This is a genomic window from Oryzihumus sp. JJN4-3R (genome assembly GCF_057747915.1).
Map to the genome: position 1 here is coordinate 3,110,289 of NZ_CM173229.1, position 13,462 is coordinate 3,123,750.

The following is a 13,462-nucleotide window of genomic DNA, read 5'->3' on the forward strand; positions in this document are numbered from 1 at the left end:
GGAGGGCGTGGCGGCGGAGCCGGCCCGGGTCCACCCGGCCGCTCACCCGACGCGGCAGTCTTGGACTTGGCGACCACTCCGGCTTTCCGGGAACTTCTCAGGTCTCCCGGACATCCTTCCTGTGACGGGCCGCCACGGCGGCATGACGTGCTGGAGGCACACCATGAGCAACCCGGTGTTCAACCGGATCGACAAGCAGGTCCGACAGGGCGCCTACGCCGGTTTCGGCGAGCAGCGAGCCGGCGCGGCCACCCCGCAGGACCGGCCCGTGGAGGACCTGAGCGCGCAGCAGCTGCAGCAGATGTATGACGCGCAGCCCGCCAGTGCGGTCCAGGCGGGGCGGATGACCCTCGACGACGTGGTCATGAAGACGCTGGCGCTCTTCACCATCGTCGTCGCCGTCGCCGCCGGGTCCTGGTACCTCACGGCCAGCAGCCCCGCGCTCACGACGCCGATCTGGCTGGCCGGCATGTTCGGCGGCCTCGTCGTCGGCTTCGCCATCGCCTTCAAGAAGACGGTCAGCGTCCCGCTGATCCTGACCTACTCGGTGCTCGAGGGCGGCTTCGTCGGCGCCATCAGCCGGGCCTTCGAGACCTACCGCGACGGCGTGGTCGGCCAGGCCGTGCTCGCCACGATCGTCACGTTCGCCGGCATGTTCATCGCCTGGAAGATCGGCGTCATCAAGGTCTCCGCCCGCTCACGCCGGATCTTCGCGATGGCCCTGGTCGGCTACCTGCTCTTCGGCCTGGTCAACGTCGTCTTCGCCCTCGTCACCGGTGGGTGGGGCCTGATCGGCAGCCAGTTCGGCCTGGTCATCTGCGTCATCGGCGTCGCCATGGCGGCCTACTCCTTGGCCATCGACTTCGACACCATCGACCGTGCGGTGGCGGCGAGCCTGCCGGACAAGTACTCCTGGCTGATGGCGCACGGCCTGATCGTGTCGCTGGTGTGGCTCTACCTCGAGCTGCTGCGCCTGTTCACCCGGGCCCGCCAGTAGTGCCGCCCGTCGTGCCGGTGCTCGACCCGGTGCCCGAGCCCGTGCGCACCGAGCTCGCCCGGGTCGAGCAGCGCTGGCGCCAGCTGCCGCTGGACCGGGCCGAGCGCTCGGCCGGGGCGGTGCGCGAGATGGTCCAGCGGCTGGCCGACGCCGTCGCCGAGCGGCGCGGCCAGGACCCGTGGCCGGTGCCGGACCTCGGGCCCGCCACCCTCATGGACCAGCTCGGCGTGATGGTCTACGACGCCAGCGAGGTCGGCCTCCTCGAGGACCTGGAGGGGCAGCTCGGCGACCTGCGTCGCGCACTGGCCTGACCGGCATACCGGCGCTCGTCCCCGCACCATCCCGACCGGACGCACCCGATCCGTCGAACCAAGCCCCTGACGGGGCCGGTTCGACGGATCTCGTGCGTCCGGTGCGGGTGGCTCAGCCGTGCAGGTGGGCGACCGCCGCCCACGCGGGGTCGAGCTGGGAGGCGACCTGGACGCGGCCCTGGTCCCACCCGCCGACCGCGGCGCGGACCTGCTCCACGGCGGGCGTGGTGCCGTCCACGTACAGGTGCAGCACCCGCACCCCGTCGTGGCTCTCGTGGGCGACGACGCGGCCGCTGGAGCCGACCCGACGGACCAGGTGGTCCTCGAGGTCACGCAGCCGGGGCAGGCTCTCCTCGCCGGGCAGGCCCTGCAAGGCGGTGTCGCTGTAGGGCACGACGACGGCCACGTGGGTGTCCAGGTGCGGCGCGGTGGCCGGGCGCAGCGGCACCTGCGTCATCGCGAGCACCGGCAGCCCGGTCGGGCCGAAGCCCTCCAGCACGGCCCACGTCGGCTCGCCGTCGCTGTCGGTGTGCTCCTCCTCCAGGGACCGCACGACCGAGCGCAGGCCGGTCAGGGGGATCGAGTCCAGCGGCTCGAGCTCGGCGGCGGTGACCTCGCCGAGCCAGGTCTCCACGGCCGACTCCCCGAGCACCGTGTCGAGCAGCAGGAACGCGGCCTGGGTGCGGGTCTGCGGGTCCAGCGCCTCCCAAGCGGGGTGGTGCACGCTCACGTCCACGGCGCTGCCCACGACGCGCGCCCCAGCCGTGGCCCGCCCGATGTCCACCTGCTGCCCGCCGATCTCCAGCGACACGGTCGCGGCGTCGGGCGCCGGCTGGCGCATGTCGGCGAAGGCCCACACCGCATCGGCCGGGGGCGCGGCCAGCCGCCACCGCCGGGCCACCGGGCGGGCAGCGGGGTCGCCGCCGGCGGTGACCACGAGCACGTGCTGGCTGTCGGTGCCGGGACCGAGCTCCCAGGCCAGGGCCGGGTCCACGGCGACCACCCTGGTGTTCAGCGCCTCGACCACCCCGCCCGGCTCACGGGCCTCGATGGCAGCGGCCACGGCTCCGGCGCCCTCGGCGGACCACCAGGCCCAGAAGTCGGCGATGGCTGCGGAGGCATCCGGCGTGGTCGCCTTGCGGCGGGAGAAGAGACCCATGGCGTCATCCTGCCCCGCGCCGTGCGTGTGGCACCGACCGGACGCACGAAACGGCCCGTCCCGGCCCCGGCGAGGGGGCGGAACGGGCCGTTCGGTGCGCTCGGTGCGCGGGTCCGGTCGAGCGACGCGGTCAGCTGAGGCGCTCGTAGATGACCGCCATGCCCTGGCCGCCGCCCACGCACATCGTCTCGAGGCCGAACTGACCGTCGCGGGCCTGCAGGCCGTTGAGCAGCGTGGTGGTGATCCGGGCGCCGGTGGAGCCGAACGGGTGGCCGAGGGCGATTGCGCCGCCGTGGACGTTGAGCTTGTCGAAGTCCATGCCGAGGTCGTCGGCCGAGGGCAGCACCTGCGCGGCGAACGCCTCGTTGATCTCGTAGAGGTCCATGTCACCGATGCTCATGCCGGCGCGGGCCAGGGCCTGGCGGGAGGCCTCGACCGGGCCGAGGCCCATGACCTCGGGTGAGAGGGCGGAGACGCCGGTGGACACGACGCGGGCCAGCGGCGTGAGGCCGAGCTCGCGCGCCTTGGTGTCGCTCATGACGACGACCGCGGCGGCGCCGTCGTTGAGGGGGCAGCAGTTGCCGGCGGTGATGGTGCCGTTCTCGCGGAACACGGGGCTCAGCTGCGAGACGCCCTCCAGCGTCACGCCGGCGCGCGGGCCGTCGTCGGTCGAGACGACGGTGCCGTCCGGCGTCGTGATCGGCGTGATCTCGCGGGCGAAGAAGCCGTCGGCGATGGCCTTCTCGGCACGGTTCTGGCTGGAGACGCCCCACTCGTCCTGGCGCTGGCGGGAGATGCCGCGGGACGTGGCGACGTTCTCGGCGGTCTGCCCCATCGACAGGTAGACGTCCGGGAGCAGACCCTCCTCGCGCGGGTCGGTCCAGGTGCTGTTGTCCGTGGCGATCCGCACGCTGCGGGCCTGGGCGTCGGCGAACTTCGGGTTCTGCCACTCGGCCTTGGAGCCGCCGGCGCCCGAGAAGTCTGCGTAGCGCGAGACGCACTCCACGCCGGCGCTGATGAACACGTCGCCCTCGCCGGCCTTGATCGCGTGGAAGGCCATCCGGGTGGTCTGCACCGAGGAGGCGCAGAAGCGGTTCACCGTCGCCCCGGGCAGGTGGTCGTAGCCGGCGAGCACGGCCACGACGCGGGCCATGTTGGAGCCGTGCTCGGCCCACGGCTCGGCGCAGCCGAGGTAGAGGTCGTCGACCAGCCGCGGGTCCAGGCCGGGGACCTTGTCCAGGGCGGCCTGGACGACGGTCGCCGCGAGGTCGTCGGGGCGGACGTCCTTCAGCGAGCCCTTGAAGGCGCGCCCGATCGGGCTGCGGGCGGTCGAGACGATGACGGCTTCAGGCACGGTTCCTCCACTGACGGCTCTTGATGCGCCGTCGATGCTATGCCTGCGCCGGGGCCTCGGGGGTGTGTCCTTGGTCTCCCGGGCCGGCCTCGCCGTCCACCATCGCCGGTATGCCGTCCGGCCGGCCCTGCGGGGCCGGCCCGGCCATGGCCGCGCTCGCCTCCCGGGTCGGGGCACCGGACCCTGCGTCGGCCCTCGCGTCGGACCTTGTGTCGGCCGGCCCGTCCGCCCCCACCTGGGCACCGACCTCGCCGGCACCGACCACCTCGGCGCCGCCCTCGTCGAGCTCGCTGCGGTCGGTCACCGGGGCCCGGCGCCGGCGCAGCAGCACGGCCCAGCGGCCGCGCGGGCCGCGGGACTCGCCCTCGACGGCGGTGGCGCTGACCTCGGTGCCGGGGTCGCGCACGGCCTGGACGGCGGCGACGGCGACGGGGCTGACCCCCTCGCCGCGGCGGGCATCCGGCACGCGGTGGTCGTCGACGCCACCCCAGATGCCCAGGGCGGCGCAGACGCTGGGCAGCAGGGCGGCCGCGGCCCGGGCGTAGCCGGCGGGGGAGGGGTGGAAGCGGTCGGCGCTGAACAGCTCGTGCGGTCGCTCGGCGAACTCCGGGCCGAGCAGGTCGCCGAGGGAGACGGTGCGGCCCCCGGCCTCGACCACCGCGACGGTCTGGGCGGCGGCCAGGTCGCGGCTCCAGCGCCGGGCCAGCAGGCGCAGCGGCTGGGCGACCGGCTCGATGGTGCCCAGGTCGGGGCAGGTGCCCACGACGACCTCGGCGCCGGCATCACGTAGCGTGCGCACCGTCTGCTCGAGGTGGCGCACCGCGATGGCCTTGTCGATGCGGTGCGTGACGTCGTTGGCGCCGATCATGATGAGCGCGACGTCGGGCCGGGGGACCTCCTCGAGGGCGTTGGCCAGCTGCACCTCCAGGCCGGAGGACTCCGCTCCGACCACGGCCACGTTGGTCAGCCGGACCGGCCGGCCCATGAACGCCGAGACGCCGTTGGCGACGATCGCGCCCACGGTCTGGTGCGCGCTGTCGGCCCCCATGCCCGCCGCGGAGCTGTCCCCGAGCACGACCAGCTGGACCGGCTCACCCAGCCCCGCGCCATACAGGGCGTTGTCGTCGGGGGAGCCGTCGAAGGGCTGGCCGACGACCCGGCGGGCGAGCTGGGCCTCGACCTTGAGCACGGCGTAGCCGATCAGGCCCAGCGCACCGATGCCCGCCGCACCGACTCCACCGCCGTAGGCGGCGGTGGCTGCGATCCTGCGTGCGCGTCGTGCCCTGCCCATCAAGCCTCACCTCGCGTGCTCAGCGTGCCTCGTCGGGGGTCCGTCGGGATCCACCACGGTAACGAGGGGCCTCGCCCGAATGTCCCGCGGGACAGGCGTATCCGCAACCGTGCAGCCCGGCAGCCTCCCGCGGCGGCGGCCCGGGCTGAAGCAGTGTCCGAAGTCTGGGACGATGGGCCGGTGAAGTACGCCGAACACATCGCCGACCTGGTCGGGAACACGCCCCTCGTCAAGCTCAACGCCGTCACCGAGGGCATCACCGCGACGGTGCTGGCCAAGGTCGAGTACATGAACCCGGGCGGGTCCGTGAAGGACCGCATCGCGCTGCGCATGGTCGAGGCCGCGGAGGCCTCCGGCGAGCTCAAGCCCGGCGGCACGATCATCGAGCCGACCTCGGGCAACACCGGTGTCGGCCTGGCGCTGGTCGCCCAGCGCAAGGGCTACAAGTGCATCTTCGTCTGCCCGGACAAGGTCGCCGAGGACAAGCGCAACGTGCTCAAGGCCTACGGCGCCGAGGTCGTCGTCTGCCCGACCGCGGTCGCCCCGGAGCACCCCGACTCCTACTACTCGGTCAGCGACCGACTGGTGCGCGAGACCGAGGGCGGCTGGAAGCCCAACCAGTACGCCAACCCCGAGGGCCCCAACAGCCACTACGCCACCACCGGCCCCGAGATCTGGGCCGACACCGACGGCAAGGTGACCCACTTCGTGGCCGGCGTCGGCACCGGCGGCACGATCAGCGGCACCGGCCGCTACCTCAAGGAGGTCAGCGAGGGTGCGGTGCGCGTCATCGGCGCCGACCCCGAGGGCTCGGTCTACTCCGGCGGCACCGGCCGCCCCTACCTCGTCGAGGGCGTCGGCGAGGACTTCTGGCCCACCGCCTACGACCCGTCCGTGGTCGACGAGATCATCGCGGTCAGCGACGCCGACTCCTTCGCCATGACCCGCCGCCTGGCCCGTGAGGAGGGCCTGCTCGTCGGCGGCTCCTGCGGCATGGCGGTCGTCGCCGCCCTGCGCGCGGCGAAGGACCTCGGCCCCGACGACGTGGTCGTCGTGCTGCTGCCGGACTCCGGGCGCGGCTACATGTCCAAGATCTTCAACGACGACTGGATGGCGTCCTACGGCTTCCTCAAGGAGGTCGGCCAGCGCACCGTCGGCGAGGTGCTGCACGCCAAGTCCGGCGACATCCCGGCCCTGGTCCACACGCACCCCACCGAGACCGTGCGCGACGCGATCGAGATCCTGCGCGAGTACGGCGTCTCGCAGATGCCGGTCGTCAACGCCGAGCCCCCGGTCATGGCCGGCGAGGTCAGCGGCGCCGTGAGCGAGCGCGACCTGCTCGAGGCGCTGTTCACCGGCGAGGCCCACCTGGCCGACCCGGTCGAGAAGCACATGGGCAAGCCGCTGCCGCTGGTCGGCGCGGGCGAGCCGGTCTCCGAGGCCCGCCACGAGCTCGAGACCGCCGGCGCGATCATGGTGATCGAGGACGGCAAGCCGGTCGGCGTGCTGACCCGGGCGGACCTGCTCGGCTTCCTCGTCGACTGAGGACAGTCCGACCGGACACCCGTTGACCCGTGTCTCGGGGCCGATCAGGCCCCGAGGCGCGGGTTTCGCCGTGTCTCGTCGTGGACGGGGCGGGAGGCCAGGGTCGACAGGGCCAGGCCGAGGAGCACGCACAGCGTGTTCTGCACCGGGTCGACCGGCACGAACAGCAGGATGCTGCTGCCCCACGGCGCGGGCTGGAGCCCGCTGGCGACGTAGCCGAGCAGCCCGAAGGACGCCAGCGCCGCGCCGGCTCCCGCGACCCAGGTCCGCCAGGCCGATGCCGGTATGCCGGGCGCCTGCTCCCGGGGTCCGCCCACCGGGGTGGTGGCCGGGATGCCTTGCGCCGCCGGGTGATTCGGCGGTGTCGCGGCAGGCGCGACGGCCGGCGTCACAGCAGGCCGCTTCGGCGTCCGGCCGCGCTCCAGGGGAGCCAGCAGGGTGGCCAGGCCGAGGGTGACGGTGGCCAGGGCGAGCAGCCAGAGTGGCCGGGTGGCCCACCACAGCCCGCTGCCGGCGGCGGGCAGCGTGAGGCCGAGGCCGACCAGGGCCAGGTAGCCCAGCACGAGCACCGACAGGTGCCACAGGTAGACGGTCATCGCCATGGCGCCGAAGCGCACGACCGCCGCCCACGCCCGGGGCCGCGTCAGCCATCGCGCGATGCGGTCCCGCAGCAGCAGGGCGCCGGCCAGCTGGCCGATCGCGAGCACCAGCAGGCAGATCGTGGGTGGCGTCATGTTGGACGTCTCCCCGGGCAGGCCGACCATGCTCACCGGGTAGGGGCCGAGCGTCGTCAGGACGCCCAGCAGGGCCAGGCACCCGGCCACGACGCCGGCGAGCCGCCCTCGGGACCACGCGGTGAAGCGGCCCTCGGCGTACCAGAAGCCGAGCTGCTGGGCGAAGAGCCAGACGAGGCCGAGGTTGAGGTAGCCGACGTTCTCCATGCCGCGCCAGAAGCGGAACCAGTCGACGACCACGGCGCCGACCGCCAGGGTCACGAGGGTCGAGGTGGCCGAGCGCTCGTGCCAACGGAGCATCGCCGGGGCGAGGGCGGTCGTCGCGACGTAGACGCCGAGGAACCACAGCGGCTGCCCGAGCAGCAGGCTGACCAGGTCGAGCCGGTCCGGGGCCAGGCCCGCGGCGTTCGCGATCGGCAGCAGCAGCTGCCAGGACAGCACGAAGACCAGGGTCGGGCGCAGCAGCCGGACCAGCCGGCCCTGCAGGTAGGCCGGGTAGCCCTCACCGCGCCGGCGCAGGCTGCGCCACACGGTCAGGTTGGAGAAGCCGCCGGCGATGAAGAACAGCGGCATCACCTGCAGCAGCCAGGTGGCCGGCTGCAGCGCCGGGACCGCCGTGAGCGCGTTGCCGCCCTCGAGCCGGCCGTGGTCGACCACCACCGTCGCCATGAGCCAGTGCCCGAGGACCACGACGAGCAGGCTGCCCGCGCGCACGGCGTCGATGAACCGGTCCCGGCCGGCGGGGGTGGAGGCGGCGACCCGCTCGGTGAACGTGGGTCGGCTCGGGGCACTCGTCATACCAGCAGCGTGGCAGCGCCACCCGGCCCCGCACCTGAGTACAACGCCCCACGTCACACGGCGACCGAACGCGGCAAACCGCCCGTTTCCGGGCCCATGAGGGCCGGAAACGGGCGGTTTCGTGCGTCCGGTGGGACGGAAGGGTCCGTCAGCCGCGCTTGACGAAGCCCTCCTGGACGAGCCAGTCCATGGCCACCTTGGCCGGGTCCTGGCCCTCGACGTCGATCTTGGCGTTGAGCCGGCGCAGCGTCGTGTCGTCGAGCTTGGCCGCCACGGGGGCGAACAGCTTCTCGATCTGCGGGTTCTTGCTCAGGACCGGCTGGCGCACGACCACGGCGACGTTGTAGGCCGGGAAGAACTTGCGGTCGTCCTGCATGACCTTCAGGTTCAGCGACTGGATCCGGCCGTCGGTCGTGTAGATCTCGCCGAAGTTGCACTGGCCCTGGGCGGTCGCCTCGTAGATGGCGCCGGTGTCGAGGGTCTTGACGTTGCTGCGCGGCACCGCAGACCCCAGCGGCACGCCGTACTTCTTCAGCATCGGCTGGAAGCCGTCGTTGCGGCTGGCGAACTCCGACTCCACGCAGAACGTGCGGTCCTTCGGCTTCAGCTTCCCGAGGTCGGAGAGCTTGGTGATGCCGAGCCTCTTGGCCGTGGCCGCCGTCGTCGCGAACCCGTACGTGTTGTTCATCGGCGCGGGCTTGAGCCAGGCGAGCTTGTTGGCCTTGAGGTCGGCGTCCCGGACCGAGGTGTACTGCTTCTCCCGGTCGGGGATGCCGTTCGCGTGGCCGAGGTAGGAGATCCAGGCGGTGCCGGTGTACTCCCACTCCAGGTCGATCTGGCCGGAGACCTGCGCCTCGCGGGCGCTGGCGCTGCCGGGGATGTTGGTCAGGTCGGTCACCTTGGCGCCGTTGGCCTGCAACAGGATCCCGGCGATCTTGCCCAGCAGGATCTGCTCGCTGAAGTTCTTCGAGCCCACCGAGATGGCGGTCCCGTTCATCGGCTTGACGCCCTTGACCGGGCCGTCGAGCTTGGCGGCGGGCAGGAACCCGCCACTGGTCTGCAGGCCGCAGCCGGAGAGCAGGGTGCCGGCTGCCAGGGCAGCAACAGCAGGTATGCCGGCCCGTCGCGTGAGTCGCGCGCGGCGGCTGGTGCGGGCGGTCATGAGGTGAGCCCCTTCGGTCGGACGATCTCCTCGATGACGTGGCCGGCCCAGTCGACGGCAAGCGCGAGCAACGCGACGAGCACGGCGCCACTGACGAGGATCGGGTAACGGAACAGGGTGATGCCGGTGACGATCAGGCTGCCCAGGCCACCCGCGTTGATGAACGTGGCCAGCGTGGCCGTGCCCACCAGCAGCACGAGTGCGGTCCGGATGCCGGCCGCCATCACGGGGACGGCGAGCGGCAGCTCGACCTTGAACAGCACGGCGGTGCTGGACATGCCCATGCCACGGCCGGCCTCGACCAGGGTCCGGTCGACCTGGTTCAGGCCGACGATGGTGTTCTGGAGCACCGGCAGCAGTGCGTAGAGCGCCAGGGCGATGACCGCGGTCTTGAAGCCGAACCCGACCCACATGGCCAGCAGCACGATGAGGCCGATGGCCGGGGCGGCCTGGCCGGCGTTGGCGACGCCGACGACGGCGGTCGAGTAGCGGCGGAAGCGGGGCCGGGTCAGCAGGATCCCCAACGGGATCGCCACGACCAGCACGACCGCCGTCGCGACGAGCGTCACCTTCAGGTGCTGCACCGCGAGGGTGTTGATCTCGGACCACGCCAGCTGGCGGGCCTCGATGCTGTCGAGCGTGGCGGTGCTGCGCCACAGCACCCAGGCGCCCAGGGCGATGAGGATGGCGACCGGCTGGATCATCAGCCGGCGACGGGTCGGGCTCACCGGTGGCCCTCCTCCGCGGTCGGGGGCACCTCGGCGTGCTGCTGGAGGACCTCCGCGGCCAGGGCGGCCTCGGTGTCGTCCGGCGAGGTCGGGTGCGTCGCGGGACGCTCGAGCTCGGCGGCATCGGCCATGGCCTGCTCGGCCTGCTCGCGGGTCTCCTGGAGCAGGCTGACCAGCGCGCCGATGCGCACGATGCCGAGGTACTCGTCCCGGCGGCCGGTGACGACGACGCCGCCGTGGCCGGAGACGAGCATGGTGTCGAGCGCGTCGTTGAGGGTGGCGCGGCGGTCGACGGTGACCAGGTCGTGGTTCTCGTCGGAGATCACCGGCTGGTCCTCGATGGCGCGCAGCCAGTCCCAGCGCAGCGGGCGGCGACGCTGGTCGAGCACCACCACGGCGCGGTGGCCGTTGGCGCGGGCCCGCTGGAGGACCTCGGGGCCGGACTCGCCGACGGTGGCGGTGGTGGTCTGCTCGAGGTCGATCTCGCCGACCCGGCTCAGGGTCAGCTGCTTGAGCGTGGAACCGGCGCCGATGAAGTTCTCCACGAAGCGGTTCGCCGGGGCGGCGAGGATGTTCGCGGGGGTGTCCAGCTGGGCGATCTCGCCGCCCTCGCGCAGGATGGCGATCTGGTCACCGAGCTTGACGGCCTCGTCGAAGTCGTGGGTGACGCAGACGATCGTCTTGCGCAGCTCCTCCTGGATGGACAGCAGCTCGTCCTGGAGGCGCTGGCGGGTGATCGGGTCGACGGCGCCGAACGGCTCGTCCATGAGGATCACCGGCGGGTCGGCGGCCAGGCCGCGGGCGACGCCCACACGCTGCTGCTGCCCACCGGAGAGCTCACGCGGGTAGCGGTCGCGGTAGCGGGCCGGGTCCAGCCCCACGAGGTCGAGCAGCTCGTCGACGCGCTCGGTGATCCGCGCCTTGTCCCACCCCAGCATCTGGGGGACCATCGCGATGTTCGCGGCGACGGTCATGTGGGGGAACAGGCTGCCGCCCTGGATGACGTAGCCGATGTGACGGCGCAGCTCGTCCGCGTTCTTGGCGCGGGCGTCCTCGCCGCCGATGAGGATCTGGCCCGACGTGGGCTCGATCAGGCGGTTGATCATCTTCAGGGTGGTCGTCTTGCCGCAGCCCGAGGGGCCGACGAGCATGAGGATCTGGCCTGCGGGGATGTGCAGGTTGACGTCCTCGACCGCGGCCTTCTTCTGGCCCGGGTAGCGCTTGGTGACGCCGACCAGCTCGATGTCGACACCGCTCACGGCGTCGTCGGTGGAGGTGATCGTCGGCGAGGTGGTCTGGCTGGTGGTCTGGGTGGTGGTCGTGTCAGACACGGATCCCCCTAGGGGTCGTGACGCGCTGGAGCAGCACCAGCAGGCCGTCGAGGACAAGGGCGAGGATGACGACTCCGACCGTCCCGACGACGGCGGACTCGGTGGCGCCGGCGCCACCGAGGCGCGCCAGGCCGTTGAAGATGAAGGAGCCGAGGCCGGGGCCTTGCACGTAGGCGGCCACGGCGGCGATGCCCATGCACATCTGGGTGGAGACGCGGACACCGGCGAGCACGACCGGCCAGGCGAGCGGCAGCTCGACCCGCATCAGGGTGCGGGTCCGGCTCATGCCCATGCCTCGGGCGGACTCCACCAGGGTGGTGTCCACGCCGTTGAGGCCGACGACGGCGTTGCGCACGATGGGCAGGGCGGCATAGAAGACGATGGCGGTCACGGAGGGCAGCACGCCCAGGCCCAGGACAGCCAGCAGGAACGCGAGCAGGGCGAGCGCGGGGACGGTGAGCCCGATGCTGCTGATCCCGTTGGCCAGGCCGGCGAGCCTGGGGATGCGGTGCACGAGCACCGCGACGACGAGGGCCAGGACGGTCGCGATGGCGACGCTCTGCACGACGAGGCTGACGTGCTGGTAGGCCCCGAACATCAGCGCGTCGCGATGTTCGGAGATGAACTCCCACATGGAATTGGCCGATCCTTCCCGGGCCTCCTCGGCGAAGGCCCTGTACGGCAGGCGGCCACTCAACCTAGTGACGGACCGGCATCGTCCTGAAAGTTGAAATCAGGAGACCGGGCCGTTACGCGCGCGTGTACGCGGGCGCGCACCTGCGCGCCCTGATGACGACGCGTCGAGGTGTGGCCAGGACCACGCCTCGCGCTGGGAACTCGGTGAGGGGGACGAAACGGACGTTCCGGACATCCATGGCAGCGGCGCCGGGGGAGGGGCCCGCCGGTGCCACCGGGGCGTCCGGGAGGGGGAGCGGCCGCCGGGGTTTCTGGTGCAGGGTCCACCGATGGTAGCCCGGCGATACCCCCGCGCACAGCCCCTGAACAGGGACTTTGGTCCCGCGGCACGGTCCCGGGAGGACTCCCGGGACGCCTGTGGTCAGTGGGGCGGGAGCACGTCCTGCTGGGCCGGGAGCTGGTCCTGGCGGACGATGCCGACCGGGCAGGTCATCCCGTTGGGGCCGTGGTTGCAGTAGCCACCGGGGTTCTTGTGGAGGTACTGCTGGTGGTAGGCCTCGGCGTAGTAGAAGGTGCCGACGTCCGCGGCGGGCCGCAGCTCGGTGGTGATCTCGCCGTGGCCGTGCTCACGCAGGACCTGCTGGAACGCCTCGCGCGTCGCCCGCGCCGCGGCCTCCTGGCCCGGGGTGGTCCAGTAGACGGCCGAGCGGTACTGCGTGCCGACGTCGTTGCCCTGGCGGAAGCCCTGGGTCGGGTCGTGGTTCTCCCAGAACGTCGCGAGCAGGCGCTCGGGGCCGACCTGCGCGGGGTCGTAGGCCACCAGGACCGCCTCGGTGTGCCCGGTGCGCCCGGTGCACACCTCCTCATACGTCGGGTATGCCGTGTGGCCGCCCATGTAGCCCGCGGCGGTGGTCACCACGCCGGGGACGCGCCAGAAGATGCGCTCGGCGCCCCAGAAGCACCCCATGGCCACGTGGAGGACCTCCGTGCCTGCCGGCCAGGGGCCCTGCAGGGGCGTGCCGAGGACCTCGTGGGTGGTCGGCACGGTGAAGGGGTAGCCCTCCCGGCCGGGCAGGGCCTCGTCGGCCTCGATGAGCTGTCGCTTGGCTGAACCGAAGAGCACGAACTCAGTGTCACACGGAGCGCAAGGCCCTCCTCCGCGCGGGGTGCGCGCCGGTCTGGTGGGCCGGCTCGGGCGCCGGCGCAGCCTCACGGCCGGCGTGGCCGTCCCGTGAGGGCGAACCGGCCCGGCAGGGGTGGGCACACGGCATACCGGCTGGTGGGTGTGTTGGCCCCACAGGAGCCGCCGCGGGCGGGCAGATTGGGGCACATGTCGGAAATTTCGTCGCAGGGGGTTGTCGTGCCGCAGATCGGCGGGCAGGATGTAAGCGCTTACATCGGACAAAGGGGTCGGAA

Annotated in this window: 12 protein-coding genes; 3 read left to right on the top strand and 9 right to left on the bottom strand. The window is 72.5% G+C overall.

From position 1 onward, the window contains the following. Positions 1-163 precede the first annotated feature (163 nt). Positions 164-997, top strand: coding sequence for a Bax inhibitor-1/YccA family protein (locus AC3ANM_RS14940; RefSeq protein ID WP_488285206.1), 834 nt, complete (start codon positions 164-166; stop codon positions 995-997). A gap of 11 nt (positions 998-1,008) precedes the next feature. Further along, positions 1,009-1,308: a hypothetical protein gene (locus AC3ANM_RS14945; RefSeq protein WP_488285207.1), complete on the top strand. Its 300-nt coding sequence runs from the start codon at positions 1,009-1,011 to the stop codon at positions 1,306-1,308. Positions 1,309-1,420: 112 nt separating this feature from the next. Here the strand turns inward: AC3ANM_RS14945 and AC3ANM_RS14950 are convergent, their stop codons facing one another. The 3 genes from AC3ANM_RS14950 to AC3ANM_RS14960 form a co-directional block, all read right to left on the bottom strand. Continuing rightward, positions 1,421-2,467, bottom strand: coding sequence for a DUF695 domain-containing protein (locus tag AC3ANM_RS14950; protein ID WP_488285208.1), 1,047 nt, complete (start codon positions 2,465-2,467; stop codon positions 1,421-1,423). A 130-nt stretch (positions 2,468-2,597) separates the two neighbouring features. Beyond that, entirely contained in the window at positions 2,598-3,821 is a 1,224-nt protein-coding gene (locus tag AC3ANM_RS14955) for an acetyl-CoA C-acetyltransferase (protein WP_488285209.1), read from the bottom strand. A 37-nt stretch (positions 3,822-3,858) separates the two neighbouring features. Next, on the bottom strand, positions 3,859-5,112 hold the full coding sequence (locus AC3ANM_RS14960; protein WP_488285210.1) for an SGNH/GDSL hydrolase family protein: 1,254 nt from the start codon (positions 5,110-5,112) through the stop codon (positions 3,859-3,861). A 180-nt stretch (positions 5,113-5,292) separates the two neighbouring features. On the opposite strand from AC3ANM_RS14960, the gene AC3ANM_RS14965 reads away from it, so the two are divergent. Further along, a complete protein-coding gene (locus AC3ANM_RS14965; protein ID WP_488285211.1) occupies positions 5,293-6,657 on the top strand; it encodes a cystathionine beta-synthase in 1,365 nt (454 codons plus the stop codon). A gap of 44 nt (positions 6,658-6,701) precedes the next feature. Here AC3ANM_RS14965 and AC3ANM_RS14970 read toward each other — a convergent pair whose 3' ends face one another. The 6 genes from AC3ANM_RS14970 to msrA form a co-directional block, all read right to left on the bottom strand. After that, positions 6,702-8,189, bottom strand: coding sequence for an acyltransferase family protein (locus tag AC3ANM_RS14970; RefSeq protein WP_488285212.1), 1,488 nt, complete (start codon positions 8,187-8,189; stop codon positions 6,702-6,704). Positions 8,190-8,337: 148 nt separating this feature from the next. After that, positions 8,338-9,351: a glycine betaine ABC transporter substrate-binding protein gene (locus AC3ANM_RS14975; RefSeq protein ID WP_488285213.1), complete on the bottom strand. Its 1,014-nt coding sequence runs from the start codon at positions 9,349-9,351 to the stop codon at positions 8,338-8,340. Continuing rightward, entirely contained in the window at positions 9,348-10,055 is a 708-nt protein-coding gene (locus tag AC3ANM_RS14980; RefSeq protein ID WP_488287960.1) for an ABC transporter permease, read from the bottom strand. The genes AC3ANM_RS14975 and AC3ANM_RS14980 overlap by 4 nt, the downstream gene beginning before the upstream one ends. A 20-nt stretch (positions 10,056-10,075) precedes the next feature. Beyond that, positions 10,076-11,410 (bottom strand): ABC transporter ATP-binding protein, encoded by a 1,335-nt coding sequence (locus AC3ANM_RS14985; protein ID WP_488285214.1) that lies wholly within the window; start codon positions 11,408-11,410, stop codon positions 10,076-10,078. Continuing rightward, positions 11,403-12,044 carry an ABC transporter permease gene (locus AC3ANM_RS14990; protein ID WP_488285215.1) on the bottom strand — a complete coding sequence of 214 codons (642 nt, stop codon included), beginning with the start codon at positions 12,042-12,044 and terminating at the stop codon, positions 11,403-11,405. The genes AC3ANM_RS14985 and AC3ANM_RS14990 overlap by 8 nt, the downstream gene beginning before the upstream one ends. A gap of 423 nt (positions 12,045-12,467) precedes the next feature. After that, on the bottom strand, positions 12,468-13,169 hold the full coding sequence (gene msrA, locus AC3ANM_RS14995; RefSeq protein ID WP_488285216.1) for a peptide-methionine (S)-S-oxide reductase MsrA: 702 nt from the start codon (positions 13,167-13,169) through the stop codon (positions 12,468-12,470). Positions 13,170-13,462: the final 293 nt, after the last annotated feature.